Below are 17,046 nucleotides of genomic sequence, written 5' to 3' on the forward strand. Positions count from 1 at the left end.
ATCCACTATCCTCTGGAGGCAAACCTGATTGCCCTGCTCATTAATATCGGCAGTACCGAAATATGACCTTCATCTTCAAAACATGTAAACTCGGCACTGAAGCCCTCAAGTCTGGTCTGGCCCAGCCAATGTGCGAGCTCCCTGGAACGGCCCACTACGCCGCTCGGGTGGCTTCCTTCCTGCTCCCCTGCTGTGATTAAAACATGCATCTCCTTCCCGCAATTCTCCGCGCGCGAGACCCATGACGCTCTCTGCTGCGCAATCCAAGCAGAATTCCAGTGGATGGACGGACTGCCTGCGATGTAATGGCGAAACGTTCCGGGATTGCCCAGCAGCATCTGTAATACCAATAACCCGCCGAGGGAGTGACCTACGATGGATTGCCTGCTGCGATCGATGGAATACTTCTCCTCCACCTCCGGCTTCAACTGTTCTTCAATAAAATGCATGAACGCTTCTGCCCCTCCATGTTCAGGCCAGCTTGCGCCATCCGGTCTTCGAGGCAAGTCCGCTTCCGGAACTGGCATCATGAAATCGTAGTATCTCTCTGGTGGAAAGGGCTGCTTAGCCTCGTAACCAATCCCGACAATCACTGCCGGAATCACTCCCGTTTTATCTGAACGCACGGATTGAACACGTATCGCCTCAACCATAGTACCGAACACGGCATTGGCATCAAGCAGATAGATCACGGGATATCCACTGGAAGGGGGAGCGATCTCCGGAACAAAAACGTTAATTACATACTCGCGTCCACTCCGTTCAGCACGTAACTTATATACAGATGTCCCCGGCAAGATCAATCCCGGACCCATGCCATCTTGATTCATGACCTGTTTCATGGACAATTCCTCCTTGTTGTTAATGCAGTAACTTTTGATTATATCCAAGGCCCTTCCATCCTTCCATGGACGATCTCCCCGTCTGATATGGATAATGCACCGTTCATGCAGGGTTTCCAAAAAACGAAAAAAGACCGGAACATGGTCCGGTCTTCGTTCGGCCGCGAGGAGGCGCGGCCTTTAGCCTATGTGAATCCTTGCAGGTTCGTGTTTCCTATACCTCACTCTTTAACTTGGAGAACACCGCAAGATCGATGTACCGTCCCTTTTCAAACTCATGCTGCCGCAGCAGACCTTCCTGTTGAAAACCAAGCTTGTGCAGCAGCCCGATCGAGGCCTCATTCTTCGGTTCCACTCTCGCTTCAATCTTGTTCAGCTGCATGTTCATGAAGCCAAAATGCAGTACGGCACGTGCTACCTCAGTCATGACGCCCTTCCCCCAATACTCGGGATGCAAATCGTATCCGATCTCTGCACGGTTATGTACTTCTTCTCTATTGAGGAACCCGCAGGTCCCCACCACCTTACCCGATTCCACATCTTCAATCATCCAGCGCAGACCGGACTGCTCTCTGAAAATCTTCGTATACCAACCGATCTCATCCATCGCATCGTTCACACTCTCAAAAGGCGTAAACGGCATGAATTCCACAACCGTCTCATTGGAATACAACGCCAAAACATCCAAAGCATCCTGTTCAGCTGCGGCTCGCAGGTTGAAGCGGTCGGTCTTAAGCACAGGGAATTCGTCAAACACAAACGGGGTATTCATGGATCGTCTCCTTTAAGCCAAACTGTCATCAAACTCTATTTATCCATATCCATATGTTTCCTATCCATTGTACCAAAATCATGAAAAAAAAGACCCCTTTATTGCACAGCAGATGATAAAAAAACAATCACCGTACTGTTCAAAAAGGAGTCCTACTGCACACGTTTAACCGTGCCTATTCACACTTGATGGTTATTCGATTACAACCCATGGGTATTGGGACGGCTTATCAAATAGAAGTCGTATTCGATCAGGTGCACAACCTTCCTCGTCAAATACGAGCAGTTCATTCTCGTCCTGGAGCCAGGAAACAGGAACCTTGTAATCTTCCTGCGGACCAATCTGCCAATATCGGCCCAGATGATGTCCGTTCAGATGGAGTGTTCCCTTGCTCATTCCAGTCAGCCGAACCATCAGATTCACTTGGTAATGTTCCGGTACATCAGACCGCGAGAACTTCCAACGGTACCACACCGGCTGGCCATAGGAACGATCAATCAGCGGACTGGCCATACGATTGCCACTATACTGAACGTCATCATTGGTTTCCATCGGATCAGCCGATCCATTGAATGTACCGAGCGTTTCCCACTGCTTAGGAAGCAGTGCTTCGTTGCCAGCCATGCGCCAATCTGTCAGCTCATCTGCATTTCGGTACAGAATAAGCTCTAATCGGTTCAGAGGGCTGCTGCTGTAAGGCATCTCCAGTGTGTTGACTTCACCTGGTTTCAAATAGAGTGACAGATCCACCGTATGGAATGAAAACCAGTCCTGATATCCTTCGAGCGGTACATCAATGCCATTGATTCGCAGCCCTTTGCTTACCGCTCCAACGAGAATAGCACGGTCCATGCCATCCAGCATGATACTCCGGCTGAGAAGTGGATGTTCCTCCAGATGATTCACTTCATCCAGATGATTCACTTCATCCAGATGAACAATTCCACTTGCTGCCTGCCAGTCCCGCCGGATATCCTGTACGGTGCCGCCAAGATATACAGGGCCTGCCAATCCTTTGCTCTCTCCCAGATGTGGGGAGAAATTGAGCCTTCCCATGTGCTGGATCAGGATCTGGAGCCTGTTCGTTCCTTTCACAGTCCTCACCGGGATAGCTGCCGCACCAACCTGTCTTACCAGCGCCTGTTCCACGCCACCTACGTACACTCTGGCCGTATCCTGAAGATTCGGCAGAATGAGATTGCGCGTACCTCCTTCCTCACTATGGAAGTCGCATTCATAGAGCAGATATCCGTAATCCTGCCTGTACTCAGCGAAGTGTTCCGGCTGACCGCTTGGTGATTGCGCCGCTGCTTCCAACTTTATACGTGATACGTCTGGGGATTCAGACAACCTTGGAGGCATCGGCAGCACTGGCAGCTGATGATGGTGATTGCCCTTCGTCTCATGGTAATTCTTCGTATCCTCCGCACGACCGGACTCCACTGCGACATCCGGTTGGATGAACTCGCGTCCAGTCAACATCTGTTCACCACAGGGCCAGCCACCGAGCAGCATCATGGACCGGTCCGGATCGGAGATCATGCCCTTGACCTGCCCGGATGGCAGAATGTTAACATCATCCAACCCGATCACATAACGCAGTTGTTCCGGATCCGCGTCTTCGATTCTCCAGGTTCTGTCCATCGCTTCACTGTCCAGTACAATGATACGGAGCGGGACACCGCCAGCCTCCAGACGAATCGTCCCTGGTTCACGGAAATGGAACAAATCCAGGCGCCGGACATCACTTTCCGGATCGTGATCCAGGAGCAGCTGCATGCTGCTGCTTATCACTCGCAGGGACGGAGCTTCCAGTTCCACAACCGAACGCTGTCCCGTATCTCCCACAATGAACAACGTTCGTTCACCATTCACCATTTCGTTGCCTGTAATCCACACACCACCAGTCAGGAAAACATCATCCGCAATCCGAATCCGGTCAAAAACCGGAACGATCTGCCCAGGGTCCAAAGCAACAGGAAGGGTCCGTCCTTCTTCCAGCGTAATGGGCAACGTCTGCCGTTCATCCAGGTGACTCTCCAGATACCAGACCGTCTGGTCGCCAGAACGCCGGCCTCGTATGGAGGTCCCCTTTGGATGGCGCGGGCTAATCTCCGCTTCCGGAACCTCTTCGGATTCCATGAAGAACGTTCCGAACGCATTTACGAAATAGGACCACTTCTTCGTTACTGCGTATTTCGGCGTCACACGCCCGTATTCATTCAGCGGTGCATCGTAGTCATACGAAGTGACCATGAATATATCGCTGCTGCCCACGGTTCTTCCGCCATATCCGCCAAAGTTGGTCCCTCCATAGAACATATAATGGCTGATCCCGGTGTACCCGGCACGGAGAACTTCCATCAGCCGCTTTTCCAGTAATGGCGCCGTTTTTTGAATGGCTGAGGGTCCGCCCCAATTCTCGAACCATCCGGTCCAGAACTCGGTAACCATCTTCGGCGTATCCGGCTGTTTCTCACGCAGCTTCGCATAATGCCCGTCAGCACCTGACCAGAAGTTGGCCCCTTCGATGGTCCCCTCTGCACCCCCTACACAGGTAATGAGCGGAACTTCGATACCCCGCCGCAGCAATCCATCCCGGAGGCGGATCATATGGTCGCTTGCTGCGGCGTCATCCATCAGATACCCGTATTCGTTCTCCACCTGGACAAGAATGACACTGCCTCCAGTGGATACCTGGCGCTCACGGATGACCGGTATAATCCGGTCGAAGTACAGGTCCACATAGTGCAGATAGGTTTCGTTGTTTTCACGGAATTTCACGTTTGGCTTCGTTTCCAGCCAGTACGGAAATCCGCCAAAATCCCATTCTGCACAGATGAACGGGCCTGGACGTGCAATGACCCACATACCCAGTTCGGCACACAGATCCAGGAAAGCTCCACAGTCACGATCTCCTTCGAAATTCCATTGTCCTTCCTCGGGTTCATGTACGTTCCAGGCAAAGTACGTATCGATACAGTTCATGCCGGCCAGTTTGGCCTTAACTAATACCTCACGCCACTCTGCCCTCGGCATCCGGAAGTAATGAATCGTTGCACTGTTCAAAAATACGCGTTGTCCATTCCACATGAAGCTATGCCGGTCATAACTCCATTCCGAAGTAACACGGTTGTCAGCCCCAGGTTCTGTAATCTTCTCCTGCTCATGAAGCAAAAGGGATCGTTTCTCTGTCAATGCGTTCCCCTCCTTCTTAAATGTTTGAGTTCATATGTCATTCGTCTATTCCTAATCCACCGAATGGGTCTGCGTCTGTTCGATCTACTATTCCGCCTTCAACGTTACACCTTCCAGAACGACGGTGGTCACGGAATTGTCCGCCACAGGCACTTCCACTCCATTGGCATACACCGGAATGTCCTCAAGCTGATCCATATTCCGATCCGGTGAGGTCTGGTACACCTGTGCCGTAGATGAATTCCCAATATCAAAAGACTGTAAATCAAACGCCTTTTTCCCGGCAGACAGTTCATTGCGGATAACCAGCACCAATCTCTGACGCTCTGCGTCATAGGCGGCCAGCGTACGTCCATCATCAGTCGGTATAATCTGCGTACCCGGACGAATGTACTTGGTGAACTGGGCCATGCCGTAATACTGTTTGGTCATCTCAAACTGCTCATCCCCGTTAAAATTGGCATGGATGAATCCCCAGTTATTATTCGCACCTTCATCTTCAACCGCCTGCCAGTAGACCCAGGCAGAAGGCTGCATGATTTTCAGATCAAACATGATCCGCTCCGCCAGTTCCTGTACCGATGTCATATCTTCGTGATGATGAGGCTCACTGCCTCCCGTGCCATACTCGGACATCCACAATTTCTTGCCGTGCCGCTCGGCCAGTGTGCGAAGTTCCTCCATTTTGCTTCCATTATAAGAATGGGTGTTGATCAGCGCAATCACATCCAGCGTATCCTGATCATACATGCTGAAGTTGTGCACGGTCTCATCAATGCTGTTGTCGTCCGCAGCACTGATGACCGTACCATCCAATCCCTTGCTCTTCAGTGATGCAGCCACCTTATTGATGATCTCGGCCTGCTTGTCGTTGCTGAAGTGACTGCCTTCCTGCATATTGCCTTTTTTCCACCAGTCCGAGGAAGGTTCATTAAGGGGATCCAACGTCCGGAACGTAATGCCCCACTCATCCCGGTAATGCTTCACCACTTCGGTCAAATAATCGGCAAAGGCGTCATACTGGTCCTCACGCAGATTATTGCCGCCGTCTACGGCACCCGTTACCGATCCGCTGATCGTCATCCAATACGGTGGTGAGTTGGAGAACGCTTCAGCAATGTTAACTCCGCGTTCCAGGGAGCCCTGCAATACCCGCCGCTGACCTGCATCCGCCTCCCAGTCCCACACGCCGGGTTCAGGCTGGAAGCCGGGAACATCACCGCCAGGGCGGAGCGCCTTCATTTCCGGGTTTTCTTCTCCGCCGATATTGTAACGGACGATGTTCAGTCCCAGGCCTTTGTCCGCATCAAAGACCAGGTCCATGACTTCATCGACCTTCGCCTGATCCTTCCATCCCCCCAGATCGTTGGCCCACCATGCAAGCGACGTGCCCCATCCTTCAAAATGGTCATAGGACTGTTCCAGCTGCAGACGTACCGGCTCACCCTCAAAAGCAAGCATCTTGGATTTTTCATTGGCAAAATGGTTCATGATGATTCCTCCTCCCGCCAGAAGCACAATCAGGGCCATACCGATCAGGCTATAGCTCTTTTTGCGGCTGCTGCGTCTTTTGTTATCCGCCATGGTTCACCAAGCTCCTTCTCCATGCACGAACATGACATCCACTGATTTTCACGACAGGTTCAATCAATGTACATCCCTCCCGTTACTTGATTCCGCTGCTGCCTCCGCTAATGTTGGCTTCATAGACATAACGCTGTCCGAACAGATAGACCAGTACCATCGGAATGGTCAGGAACAAGGAAGCAATCATGACCAGATTCCAAGGAGGCATCTGCCCGCCGCCAACGGTTGTCAGGAGCTGAACGCCAAGCGCGAGCGGCATTTTCTCCGGATCATTAATATAGATGAGCGGCCCCATGAAGTTCCCCCAGTTATAGGAAAACGAGAAAATGGCGATGGCCGCCAGGATGGGATACGTCAGCGGCATGATGATTTTCCAGTAGATGCCCGGATGTCCCATGCCGTCGATCATCGCTGCTTCATCCAGCGACTTCGGAATGCTCATCACGAACTGACGGATCAGGAATACGTTGAACGCCCCTGCGAAGAAGCTCGGTACGATGAGCGGATAAAATGTATTGATCCAGTCCAGATGACGGAAGATGATGAACTGCGGTACCATCGTGACCTCCCCCGGAATCATCATGGTGCTCAGCAGAACGATAAACAGAAACCGGCTGCCTTTGGCCTTGATACGGGCGAAGCCATAAGAAACGATGGAAGCTGACAGGACCGAACCCACGATGGTGAATACGGTAATGATGATTGAATTTTTCAAATAGGTGCCCAGGTTGTTGTTGGTGAAAATTGTGTAGAAGTTCGACCATTGAAACTCCAGCGGCACGAATGTAAAGGCCGACTTCACCGTGGTTGCGTCACTCGCCAGCGCAATCGAGATCATGTACAGGAAGGGCGAAGCAAGCAGCACCCCGACCAGGATCAGAAAAATGTAGGATATCGTTTTCTCCGCTGTGGATGGATTACTCATTCGCTTTTCCCTCCTCGTAGTGCACCCATAGTGCCGATGAACGGAACACAACCAGGGTGAGTGCCATGATGATAATGAACAGCACCCAGGCTATGGCTGAGGCGTAGCCCATTTTGTAGAACTGGAATGCATTCTGAAACAGGTAGGGAACGACCATCTGGCTCGCATTGTCAGGGCCGCCCGCTGTAACAATGAACACCTGTGCGAATGTCTGCAGCGCTCCGATCATCCCGGTAACCAGATTAAAGAAGATGACGGGCGTGAGCATCGGAAAGGTAATATGGAAGAAGGACTGTGTGCTCTTCGCTCCGTCAATGGCAGCAGCCTCGTACAGCTCCTGGGGAATGCCTTTCATACCCGCCAGCAGCAGTACCACGCCACCCCCAACGCCCCAGAGGGACATGAGAATCAATGCAGGTTTGACCCAGTTCGGATCGAGCAGCCAGGCAGGACCCGGAATGCCGAAGATGGACAGAGCCTTGTTAATCAACCCTTCGGTTGGTGCCAGCAAATGAATGAAGAGCAGTGAGCTTGCTACGACCGGTACGACCGACGGCAGATAGAACAATATGCGAAAAAAGGTAATGCCCTTGATTTTTTTGTTCAGATAATAAGCGATCCAGAGAGAAATAGACATGCCGAGCGGAATGGATATCAAAGCATAGAAGAACGTATTACCCACGGACTTCCAGAACAGCGGATCATCGGTGAGCAGCGTTTTGTAGTTGTCGATACCGATAAATTCCGGGGTCTGGAACAGATCCCAGTTGGTGAAGCTCATATAGATGGAAAACAGGATCGGACCCAGGGTAAGCCCCAGGAAACCGATCAGCCAAGGCGAGATGAAGAGATAAAACCATTTCCCGTCTTTTTTTCTCACGTTAAGCCCTCCCCATGACGTAGAGAGCAGATGGAGATACGCACAAGTTCATGTGCAGCGCTCCATCTGTCCCCCTGTCCATGCTATTTGTAGAGTCGTTCCAGCCCACTCTGAATTTCGGTTACCGTATCATCCAGTGAAGCCTTGTTGTTGAAGTAGACGCCAAGCTTGTCATTAATCAGTTTCATCATTTCGTTCCATTGCGGGTTGAATGGTTCTGCATAAATGGTGGATTCGCTGAACGCAGCCATGTTGATCTTCTTGCCGCCATATTCAGCATTCAGGAATTCATCGCTGGACAGTCCCGCCTTCGTAGCGGGCGCATCCTGCCCTGCCTTGATCATCGGCATCTGTGCCTCAGGCGTCGTCAGTGCTTCAATGATCTTGAACGCCTCCTCTTTGTGCTTCGATGCATTCGTGATGGTGAAGCCGTTGAAGAACGCGTTCGTCTCCCCCCATACCGGAGAGATATCCCAGTTGATACCTTCCACCTTGGCCAGTGAACCGATGTTCCAGAAGCCGGTTGTCTCCATCGCGATTTTGCCCTGAGCGAACAGCGGGTCCGCACCGATATTGCCCATGTCGGCGATCTCCGTCGGCGTCGGTCCTGCACCGTGCGTAAAGATCAGGTCGTTCATGAATTGCAGTGCATTGCGCACCGGTTCCGTGTTGAAGGTTGGCTTGCCGCTCTCGTCGAACAGCGCTCCGCCGTTCTGGTAAATCAGCTGCATCCACTGAGGCCACCAGCTTCCCGGGTAGTACCCCCATTGAACCGTCTTGCCGTTCTCCTGCACCGTCAGCTTCTTGGCTGCTTCAAGCAGGTCTTCCTGGGTCCAGTCCTTGGTTGGGTATTCCACCCCAGCCTTATCGAACAGATCCTTGTTATAAAAGAGTACCATCGCGCCTGCGCGGTCCGGCATGCCGAACTGCTTGCCATCGTATTTCATGAGGTTCGCGATGTCATCGGAGTAACGCTCTGACATGTTGACATTGTTCGCCTGGATCATCTCATCCAGCGGAATGATCTGATTTTTGGAGGCGTACGCCTGATAGTTCTCGGCAATCATCATGATGTCGGGCGCAGTTCCCCCGGCGATCATGGTCTGTACCTTCTGGTCATAATCCCCGGCAACCACGTTGAGCTTCACGTTAATATCGGGATATGTCTGTTTTACAATGTCGAGTCTCTCCTGGTAAATCTTCTTCTCATCCTCCGAGCCCCAGATGGTCATGCTCAGATCAACCTTGCCTCCGGCCCCGCCGGCTGAATCGCCGCCGTCTCCGCTGCTGCAAGCTGTCAGAACCACAACCATAACCAACATCAATAACGAAATGACCTTTAAACTTCTTCTCATACGGTACGCCCCCTCGAAATAATGAATGGATGACCACACTGAAACCCGTTTCATGAAATGGGTTTCATAAAGCTTAAAACTAAAACCCGTTCCACTTCATGAAAGGGGTTTCATTTACGGACTCATTATATTTCACCTTTCGAGGGAATGTCAACGCTTTCTTTTCCAGATGTCCGTCCCTTTATCGCTTGGCAGGACCCGTACTCTGACGGATAATCAGCTCCGGTTGCAGCACAGTTTGCTTCTTCGCTTGTCCCTGATTAATCAGCTCGTGCAGCTTATCCACTGCCAGCTTGCCAAGCTGATACGTATTCTGTGACACGGTCGTCAGTTCCGGAATAACCGCACTGGCCAGCGGCGTATCATCGAATCCCACGATGGAAATATCCTGCGGAATCGACAGGCCATGTTCAATCGTTGCCTTGATCGCACCAATCGCAGTGTAATCATTCACACAGATGACTCCTGTCGGTGGATTGTCCTGCTCCAGCAGCTTGGACATTTCCCGTTTGCCGTCATCGATGGAGAAACTGCCGAGCAGCTGGCGTTCTTTCGGAATTTCGAGTCCATGCTCCCGCAGTTTTTTCTGTACGGCCTTGACCTTGACCATCGTTGTGGACAGTTCTCTTAATCCGCCTACAAAAGCGATGTCCCGATGTCCCAGTTCCAGCAAATGTTCCGCAGCGAGTACAGCTCCTGCCCCTTCATCCGTGTAAACCCGGTGGAAACCACCTTTTGGAATATTGCCATTGACCAATACAATCGGCATGCGTTTGCCCATGTCGATCAATTCCTGAGCCATGTCGTCCGGACAATGCTGCATGTTGATTCTTCCACCGAGGAAAATAATGCCGTCCACCCGCTTTTCGCGCAAAATGGACAGATACTCGGACTCCCGGTTGTAATCCCCCGCCGTATTGCACAGAAAGAACGTGTAGCCCAAGCCACGTGCCTCATTCTCGGCGCCCCAGAATACTTCCGGGAAGAACGGATTGGTAATGTCGGGAAGGATGATGGCAATCGTGCCCGTCTCTTTCTTGATCAGGCTTCGTGCCTGCGCATTGGGCTGGAACTGGTGCTTCTCGATAATCGACATGATCTTCTCCCTCGTGCTTGCCCGCACGGGTGCCGTATCGTTGAGCACCCGGGAGACGGTCGCAACAGATACGTTCGCTTCTTTCGCGATGTCATAAATGGTGATCGGTGTCATAAGTGGAACCTTCCTTTGTCTCTAATTTTCCTGCTTATCATACCAGATAAGGATGGGTGATGTAATGGGTTTCACTCTGATGCATCAACCTCGTGTCAAAATAAACAGCTTGCTGTCGGCATTCACGACCTGCGTGCCGTTGTCCAGCTGCACAAGGGACGTATCCCAGTGGGTATGTCCGCAAAAGACAACCGTCTCCGGCCCGGCCTCCAAGGCCTGCCGGATCAGCGGTTCGCCCTTGAGCCCAAGCTCGGGAATACCCGGGCTCTGGTGCAGCAGTAAGCAATCCGGCTGCTGCTTCAGCAGCTTGTTCACGGATTGCAGGTACTGCTTCTCCGGCAGCCGGTTCGGCTTGTCCGGCCTGCCGATAATGCCGCCCAGGCCAGCGATGCGCAGCAGCTGTGACTGGGCGGCAGCATGCTGCGCAGGGCCATCCGCTGGCGAGCCTGCGTCAATGACGGCTGGGACATCCATGTAGTGGATGCCCTCGCCGCTGTGCAGCCGATGAGCGCCTGCTTCATCGGTGAGATCATGGTTGCCGTCCACACCGGCAACCCAGCCGAAGGCTTCCCGGAAGGCAAGCCAGACGGGAACCGGATTACCGCTGGCTCCCCTTTTGCCGCGCCGGGCATACAGGTCTCCGCACAGTAACACTCCCACACGATCCGGATCAACCTCCGGCCATTCCACTTCCAGCAGCAGCCGAACATGGGCGGGCAGCATTACACCGAGCAATACATCCATGTCAGATCCAGCCGCTGCATCGGCTGTCATCGTGTGCGTTTCCATCCGGGGCACAGGCACAATGCCCTGCAGATCCGAAGCCACAATAAGTGCATCTATACCCTCTGGCATCCCGGAAACCGTACCATGATATATGGGCAGCTGCACCTCTGCGACCTCTCCCCCGGGGATGGTATTCAGGTAATCATACGGTTCGATCGGCTGGTCGTTCAGGTTCAAGATTTTCATGCAAATTCGCCTCCTTCGCTGACGAAACATGGAGCAAATTAGTCTTCATTTTTCCTTGATTTTGGCATGGATACTCCTTCTATTTTACATCACTCGCCCATATATTAGATTGTAAGCGAATTCATATGGTGATTAGAGGAGTGTGAACTTACGTTATGATCATTCAGGTCAGCCCGCTGGCAGAATCAAGACTTAACGCGATGCTGGGAGATCGGCCAGGCTATTTAAAGCTGTTTTATGACACCGATGGATGCGGATGCGATGGCACTGCGGTCCTCCTGATCGTTAACGAACCGGATAGTGATGACATTCCGATTGAATCCGGTGCGCTCCCTTTTCTCATCAACAAACAGCAGCAGATATATTTCGAGTCCAACTTGCGTCTGCAATCGGAGAACAGCTTCCCTTCGTACCGGCTGACCAGTGATTCGATGATCTATGGCAGCCATGTCAAGGTCCATGATCTTCGGGATACGGCCAACTCTTCACCCGAGCCGCTCAGTTGGTTCGTCCGCTGATTTATTTTACTACGCTTAAACACATATGCAAAAGCCGGCACTCCCATTGGAGCGACCGGCTTTTGTTATGGAAGACATGGAATAATTATGTTTTTATCGAATTTTCAGTTATCGTAATACCTTCCTCCTCTAAGCTGCCTCTTGACCAAATTGGGTTTGAAGTCTACATTATCATGTAAGCTAATCAAGCCTAATCAATCCGCGAGAGGAGGAGCTCTTATCACACCATTCTATGACGTCATTATCGTTGGAGCAGGCTCCATGGGGATGAGTGCAGGTTATTATCTGGCACGTAGCGGGCTAAAAACCCTGATGATTGATGCTTTTGATCCCCCACATACCGAAGGGAGCCATCATGGAGAGTCGCGATTGATTCGCCATGTTTACAGCGGGGGACCTGATTACATCGCGATGGCGCTTCTTGCCCAGAATTTATGGCAGGAGCTGGAGGATATAACGGGTAATAATCTATTTGTTCGTTCAGGAGTCATCAACCTGTTTGATCCAGAATTTCATACGTTTCGCGACCGGTTGACTCATGCAGATGATGCCGGAGTCCGGTATGAGATGCTGCGTGCAAATGAAGTGATGAAGCGCTGGTCAGGGATTACCATACCTGAGCATTATGAAGGCATGTACGAACCGGATGCTGGTTATCTGTTCAGTGAACGCTGCATTCAGACGTATCGGCAAGCCGCAGAACAAGCGGGAGCCACGCTGCTGACGCATACTCCTGTGGAACATGTCGAGTGCGGACCTCAGTCCGTATCCGTTAAAACCGCTGGTGGAGATACGTATCACGCAAGTAAGCTCATACTCAGCACAGGTGCCTGGTTTCAGACATTGAAACCGTTTGTGGATCTCCCGATCCGGGCCGTTCGCAAAACGGTAGGATGGTTCGATGCACCGGAGGCATTGTTCGGCGAAGAACATTTCCCTGGTTTCACGATATCCGAACGGGAAGGGATCTATTACGGATTCCCCAGCATCGGCGGGGCCGGAGTGAAGATTGGCCGTCATGATACAGGACCTACATGGACGCCAGGAGAGCAACAGACACCGTTCGGAGCAGAAGAGACAGACGAGGGTGAACTGCGGAGGCTGCTTGAGCTTCGAATGCCACAGGCGGCAGGTCAATTAAAACGTGGCAGTGTATGCAAATACGAAATGACGCCGGACGAGGATTTTATTATTGATCGTCACCCGCTGCATGAGCATGTTTGGCTGGCAGGCGGATTCTCGGGTCATGGCTTCAAATTTGCGAGCGCGATTGGCCAGATCCTGTCCGATTTGGTCCAGACAGGGCATACGGATCAGGATATTGGAAGGTTTGCCCTGTCCCGATTCGCCAAGACTGGCATTTCATCATCACTATAAATTCAAAAGACGTGCAGGGACATCATCGATCTCGATCGATTGGCGTCCTTGCACGTCTTCTTCATGAACACTTTTAATATCAGAAAATAATTCTTATGATCTTGCTTGCTTAAAGCGGATGGATTATTTCATTTCACTTAGTTCATTTTGATTGCTTCATTGGGTCAATTCGTTTTAAACTTCGCCGCTTCCTCTGCAAGCCGTTTGGTCAGCTCATCAATGGTCTGCACCATCTCTGCCAAATGCTCTGTCATCCCCGCTTGCTCCTGCATCGTTGCGGTCACTTCCTCAACTGAAGCTGATACTTCCTCACCGGAAGCAGACAAGTTCTGTGCGGCCCCAAGGACATCATCCTTGTCACGCTCTATGGATTCGATCTCGGAAGCAATGGCCTGTACCTGTTCCATGATTTCATGCATATTTTGCGTGACAAACGTAAAGGTTTCCTTCGTTTGACCAACACTGCTCTTATGCTGTTCTGCAATGGCCTCAATGGCTTGTACGCTGCGGTTGTTCTGCTCGACATGTTCAATTGTCTGCATCACAATCCGCTTGATGTCTTCCGACTGTGCGGTCGTCTGCTCTGCCAGTTTACGGATTTCAGAGGCAACAACGGCGAAGCCGCGTCCCTGATCTCCTGCTCTGGCTGCCTCAATGGAAGCATTGAGTGCAAGCAGCTTCGTCTGATTCGCAATCTCGGCAATGGTGCCTGTAATCTGATGAATCCCCGTAGAACTCTCCGCAAGTTGCACCGTAATTTTAGAGATATTGCCAACTTCAATCTCGTTCTGATTGTTCACGGCAATGAGCTTATCGACGACTTCATGATTGTTTTCAAATGCGTTGGTAATCTCATCAGCTTTGCGTTTCACCGCCTGTGATTTCTCGCTCACACTGGCAATCTTGCTTCCTACGTTCATGAATTTATCCACGATGGATTCCGTATCACTTGCCTGTGATTCCATGGCACGTGAAATTTCCATTGCGGTGGTTGTTGTATCCGCAATGGATGCGGAAGTCTGCTGCGTGGATTGATCCAGCTCGGTTGTACTGGTGTTCAACGTTCCAATGGAGCTGTTCATGCTGGAGATAAGCTGCCTGTTGGCACTCGCCATGGTGTTGAAGCTGTCCGCCAAGTCTTTGAACTCTCCGCTGTATTTGCCTTCTGCCTGAACGGTCAGGTCTCCGCTTGCGAGTTGTCTGAATAATCCGGTCAGTCTGGTTATCGGTTTAGTTAACATCAGCGAGATCAGAATTCCTGCTGCGATGGAAACCGCAATGGCACTGAACAGCACGATATACATTTTGTTCGCCATGGATACGAGAGGCTTCCGCACGTCCTCGTACGAATCCTCCACGATTACCGTCCAATCAGAGCGTGGAATTTTGGAGTAGAATATCACTTTTTCTTCCGAGCTGACTTCCCCTTGCTGCAGCTGTTCGCTTGGAGGCAGATCAATCAATGTCTGATATTCCCCGGACTCCATCTTTTGGCCAGCCAATGTCTCATCAGACGAATGGAACATCACCGTACCTACACGATCCAGGATGATAACACTACCATTTTCATTGATTTCGATATTCTGCAGCTGGTCGACGAAGAACGAGGTGGTTGCAGTAGATACCAACACGCCTTCTACTTGATTGTCATCATTATAAATTGGCATGGCAAAAGCGTTCCCCAACGTACCTAACGTTTTGGAAATAATCCCGTCACTGATTACATTCCGCCCTTGAATGGCCTGCTTAAAGTAATCACGATCTGCACGTTCACCCTTGAGTGCTGACGGATCATTCGCTGCAACAATAATGCCTTCCTTGTCCAGCAAGATAATGTTGCTGTTGCCCTCCATTCCTGCGAGACTGTCAGACAGTATGCCATTCGCTTTGTCAATCAGTTCACTGTTTTCCGAGAAAAATGCATCATCGCTCTGTTCTCCCGAATTTCGTATCTGGAGCAATTCCTCAAATGTACGATGGGTCGTAATCAGAAACGTTGACTGCTCCTCCAGGGTAAGGGATGTGAACAATCCCGCGCCGATCCGATCGGAAGTCGCTTTTATCTCATCTTTACTTTTGTCTAGTGTAATATTTTCTGCAACCCTATAACATAAGACCGCCGTAACTGCCAATACGATACACACAAGCACACTGATCATCAGCGGCAATCTGACCCTGAAGGACATGTTCGCCATGCTTTCCTTCACCTTACCGAATAACTTCACTGCATTTCACCTTCCATTTTCATCATGATGTAATCCATACTTTATGTATTTTCTTTATATCGGTATGTATCTGTGAATTGTTCAGTGATATGAACATTTGCAATGATGTTTTCATATTCGTGCAGTACCTCTGACGCTCTTTCTCCAGGATCTTTCTAGGACAAAGGAGAGAGCAACCGATTAACAAATATAGACTTTGGTTTAATACAAAATATGACATCACTTACGTATAATCAAAGAACTACATATTTATTAGGGAGAGAACTAAAATTGAATACAAAAATGCCCACATTGTTAAACGTTATACGCTCACTGCTCGGGGTGCAGATATCTATATGGGAATTGCCACAGGCTTTGTAATCTACGATATGCTGCGACACAGTACTGATTACGCCGCGTTTCCGCTATCTGATCAGGTTGCTTACTTCACGAGTGCAGGGGTTCGTATTCTGCTGATCCTGGGACCCCCGATTCTGACCATGATATTCATTGCAAAAAGAAAATATAAACTGACCCTAACCTTCATGAGTCTTACCTTTTTGTTCACTGCCGGACTGCTTCAGAATTTTCTAGTGGTTCTGCATTTGTTCATGCTGCTTGTACTCCTGCTCCACAAACCGAGCAAGATGTATCTCAAGCAGGAGGCTCATGTGCGGCAGTATTCCAAGCGGGATTTGCAAGTATAGATTAGTTGTGGAATGGAGTCTGTGAATAGAATGTTAAAACCGAAGTTACCCGCATTGCTGAATGGAGTTCGTATCTTGTTGAGCTTCAAAATCATTTTCTACATAATCACCTTTATCGTATTTGTTTCTATTTTCAGTCGAAATCCAGAAGCCTATCTTGATCCTCCGATTACAGGAAGCGATCTTAGTGACGTCTCTGCCGAACTAACCGCCAGAATAATGTTTTGGGTGATTCCCAGTTTGCTTGCTGTCTTTTCCATCACCCAACGAAAGTTCAAATCCACTGTTACGTTCCTGAGTATCGCTTTATTTATGGGTGTATTAAATGAGGGACTAATCGCCGCACTTATTCAACTTTATGCTTTATTAGTTGTGTTACTGCATCGCCCAAGCAAAAAATTCTTGAAACGACAGGATTCAGATGTTACAGCAACGAAGTATGTTGCCAAGAAGAGCCTGACCTAATCGTCAGGCTCTTTTTTTGTGTGTGGCTGTAGGT

At 50.4% G+C, this 17,046-nt stretch carries 14 protein-coding genes; 4 read left to right on the forward strand and 10 right to left on the reverse strand.

Annotated elements, in window-relative coordinates:
* Positions 1-5: 5 nt before the first annotated feature.
* From MHB82_RS22795 to MHB82_RS22835, 9 genes are all read right to left on the reverse strand, one after another.
* A complete protein-coding gene (locus tag MHB82_RS22795) occupies positions 6-842 on the reverse strand; it encodes an alpha/beta hydrolase (RefSeq protein ID WP_110821867.1) in 837 nt (278 codons plus the stop codon).
* A gap of 214 nt (positions 843-1,056) precedes the next feature.
* On the reverse strand, positions 1,057-1,614 hold the full coding sequence (locus MHB82_RS22800; RefSeq protein ID WP_341175912.1) for a GNAT family N-acetyltransferase: 558 nt from the start codon (positions 1,612-1,614) through the stop codon (positions 1,057-1,059).
* A gap of 192 nt (positions 1,615-1,806) precedes the next feature.
* On the reverse strand, positions 1,807-4,812 hold the full coding sequence (locus MHB82_RS22805; protein ID WP_341175913.1) for a beta-galactosidase: 3,006 nt from the start codon (positions 4,810-4,812) through the stop codon (positions 1,807-1,809).
* 87 nt (positions 4,813-4,899) lie between these two features.
* Positions 4,900-6,396, reverse strand: a complete 1,497-nt coding sequence (locus tag MHB82_RS22810) for a glycoside hydrolase family 30 protein (protein ID WP_341175914.1) — start codon at positions 6,394-6,396, stop codon at positions 4,900-4,902.
* 82 nt (positions 6,397-6,478) lie between these two features.
* Complete coding sequence (locus tag MHB82_RS22815; protein WP_095289651.1) at positions 6,479-7,324, reverse strand: carbohydrate ABC transporter permease; 846 nt, start codon at positions 7,322-7,324, stop codon at positions 6,479-6,481.
* Complete coding sequence (locus MHB82_RS22820; protein ID WP_095289650.1) at positions 7,317-8,204, reverse strand: carbohydrate ABC transporter permease; 888 nt, start codon at positions 8,202-8,204, stop codon at positions 7,317-7,319. The genes MHB82_RS22815 and MHB82_RS22820 overlap by 8 nt, the downstream gene beginning before the upstream one ends.
* An 83-nt stretch (positions 8,205-8,287) precedes the next feature.
* Positions 8,288-9,559 (reverse strand): ABC transporter substrate-binding protein, encoded by a 1,272-nt coding sequence (locus tag MHB82_RS22825; RefSeq protein ID WP_095359666.1) that lies wholly within the window; start codon positions 9,557-9,559, stop codon positions 8,288-8,290.
* 181 nt (positions 9,560-9,740) lie between these two features.
* Positions 9,741-10,769 (reverse strand): LacI family DNA-binding transcriptional regulator, encoded by a 1,029-nt coding sequence (locus MHB82_RS22830; RefSeq protein WP_095359667.1) that lies wholly within the window; start codon positions 10,767-10,769, stop codon positions 9,741-9,743.
* Between the two features lie 84 nt (positions 10,770-10,853).
* Positions 10,854-11,741: a metallophosphoesterase family protein gene (locus tag MHB82_RS22835; protein ID WP_341175915.1), complete on the reverse strand. Its 888-nt coding sequence runs from the start codon at positions 11,739-11,741 to the stop codon at positions 10,854-10,856.
* A 155-nt stretch (positions 11,742-11,896) separates the two neighbouring features.
* On the opposite strand from MHB82_RS22835, the gene MHB82_RS22840 reads away from it, so the two are divergent.
* Both MHB82_RS22840 and solA read left to right on the forward strand, forming a co-directional pair.
* Complete coding sequence (locus MHB82_RS22840; protein ID WP_095289646.1) at positions 11,897-12,259, forward strand: iron-sulfur cluster biosynthesis family protein; 363 nt, start codon at positions 11,897-11,899, stop codon at positions 12,257-12,259.
* 219 nt (positions 12,260-12,478) lie between these two features.
* A complete protein-coding gene (gene solA / locus MHB82_RS22845; RefSeq protein ID WP_341176683.1) occupies positions 12,479-13,636 on the forward strand; it encodes an N-methyl-L-tryptophan oxidase in 1,158 nt (385 codons plus the stop codon).
* Positions 13,637-13,800: 164 nt separating this feature from the next.
* Here solA and MHB82_RS22850 read toward each other — a convergent pair whose 3' ends face one another.
* On the reverse strand, positions 13,801-15,861 hold the full coding sequence (locus MHB82_RS22850; protein WP_341175916.1) for a methyl-accepting chemotaxis protein: 2,061 nt from the start codon (positions 15,859-15,861) through the stop codon (positions 13,801-13,803).
* A gap of 335 nt (positions 15,862-16,196) precedes the next feature.
* On the opposite strand from MHB82_RS22850, the gene MHB82_RS22855 reads away from it, so the two are divergent.
* Together MHB82_RS22855 and MHB82_RS22860 are read left to right on the forward strand one after the other, a co-directional pair.
* A complete protein-coding gene (locus MHB82_RS22855) occupies positions 16,197-16,547 on the forward strand; it encodes a hypothetical protein (RefSeq protein WP_341175917.1) in 351 nt (116 codons plus the stop codon).
* A 30-nt stretch (positions 16,548-16,577) separates the two neighbouring features.
* On the forward strand, positions 16,578-17,012 hold the full coding sequence (locus MHB82_RS22860) for a hypothetical protein (protein WP_341175918.1): 435 nt from the start codon (positions 16,578-16,580) through the stop codon (positions 17,010-17,012).
* The last annotated feature ends 34 nt before the right edge of the window (positions 17,013-17,046 follow it).

It is taken from the genome of Paenibacillus sp. FSL K6-2862 (assembly GCF_038005125.1).
Classification (GTDB): Bacteria; Bacillota; Bacilli; order Paenibacillales; family Paenibacillaceae; genus Paenibacillus; species Paenibacillus illinoisensis_A.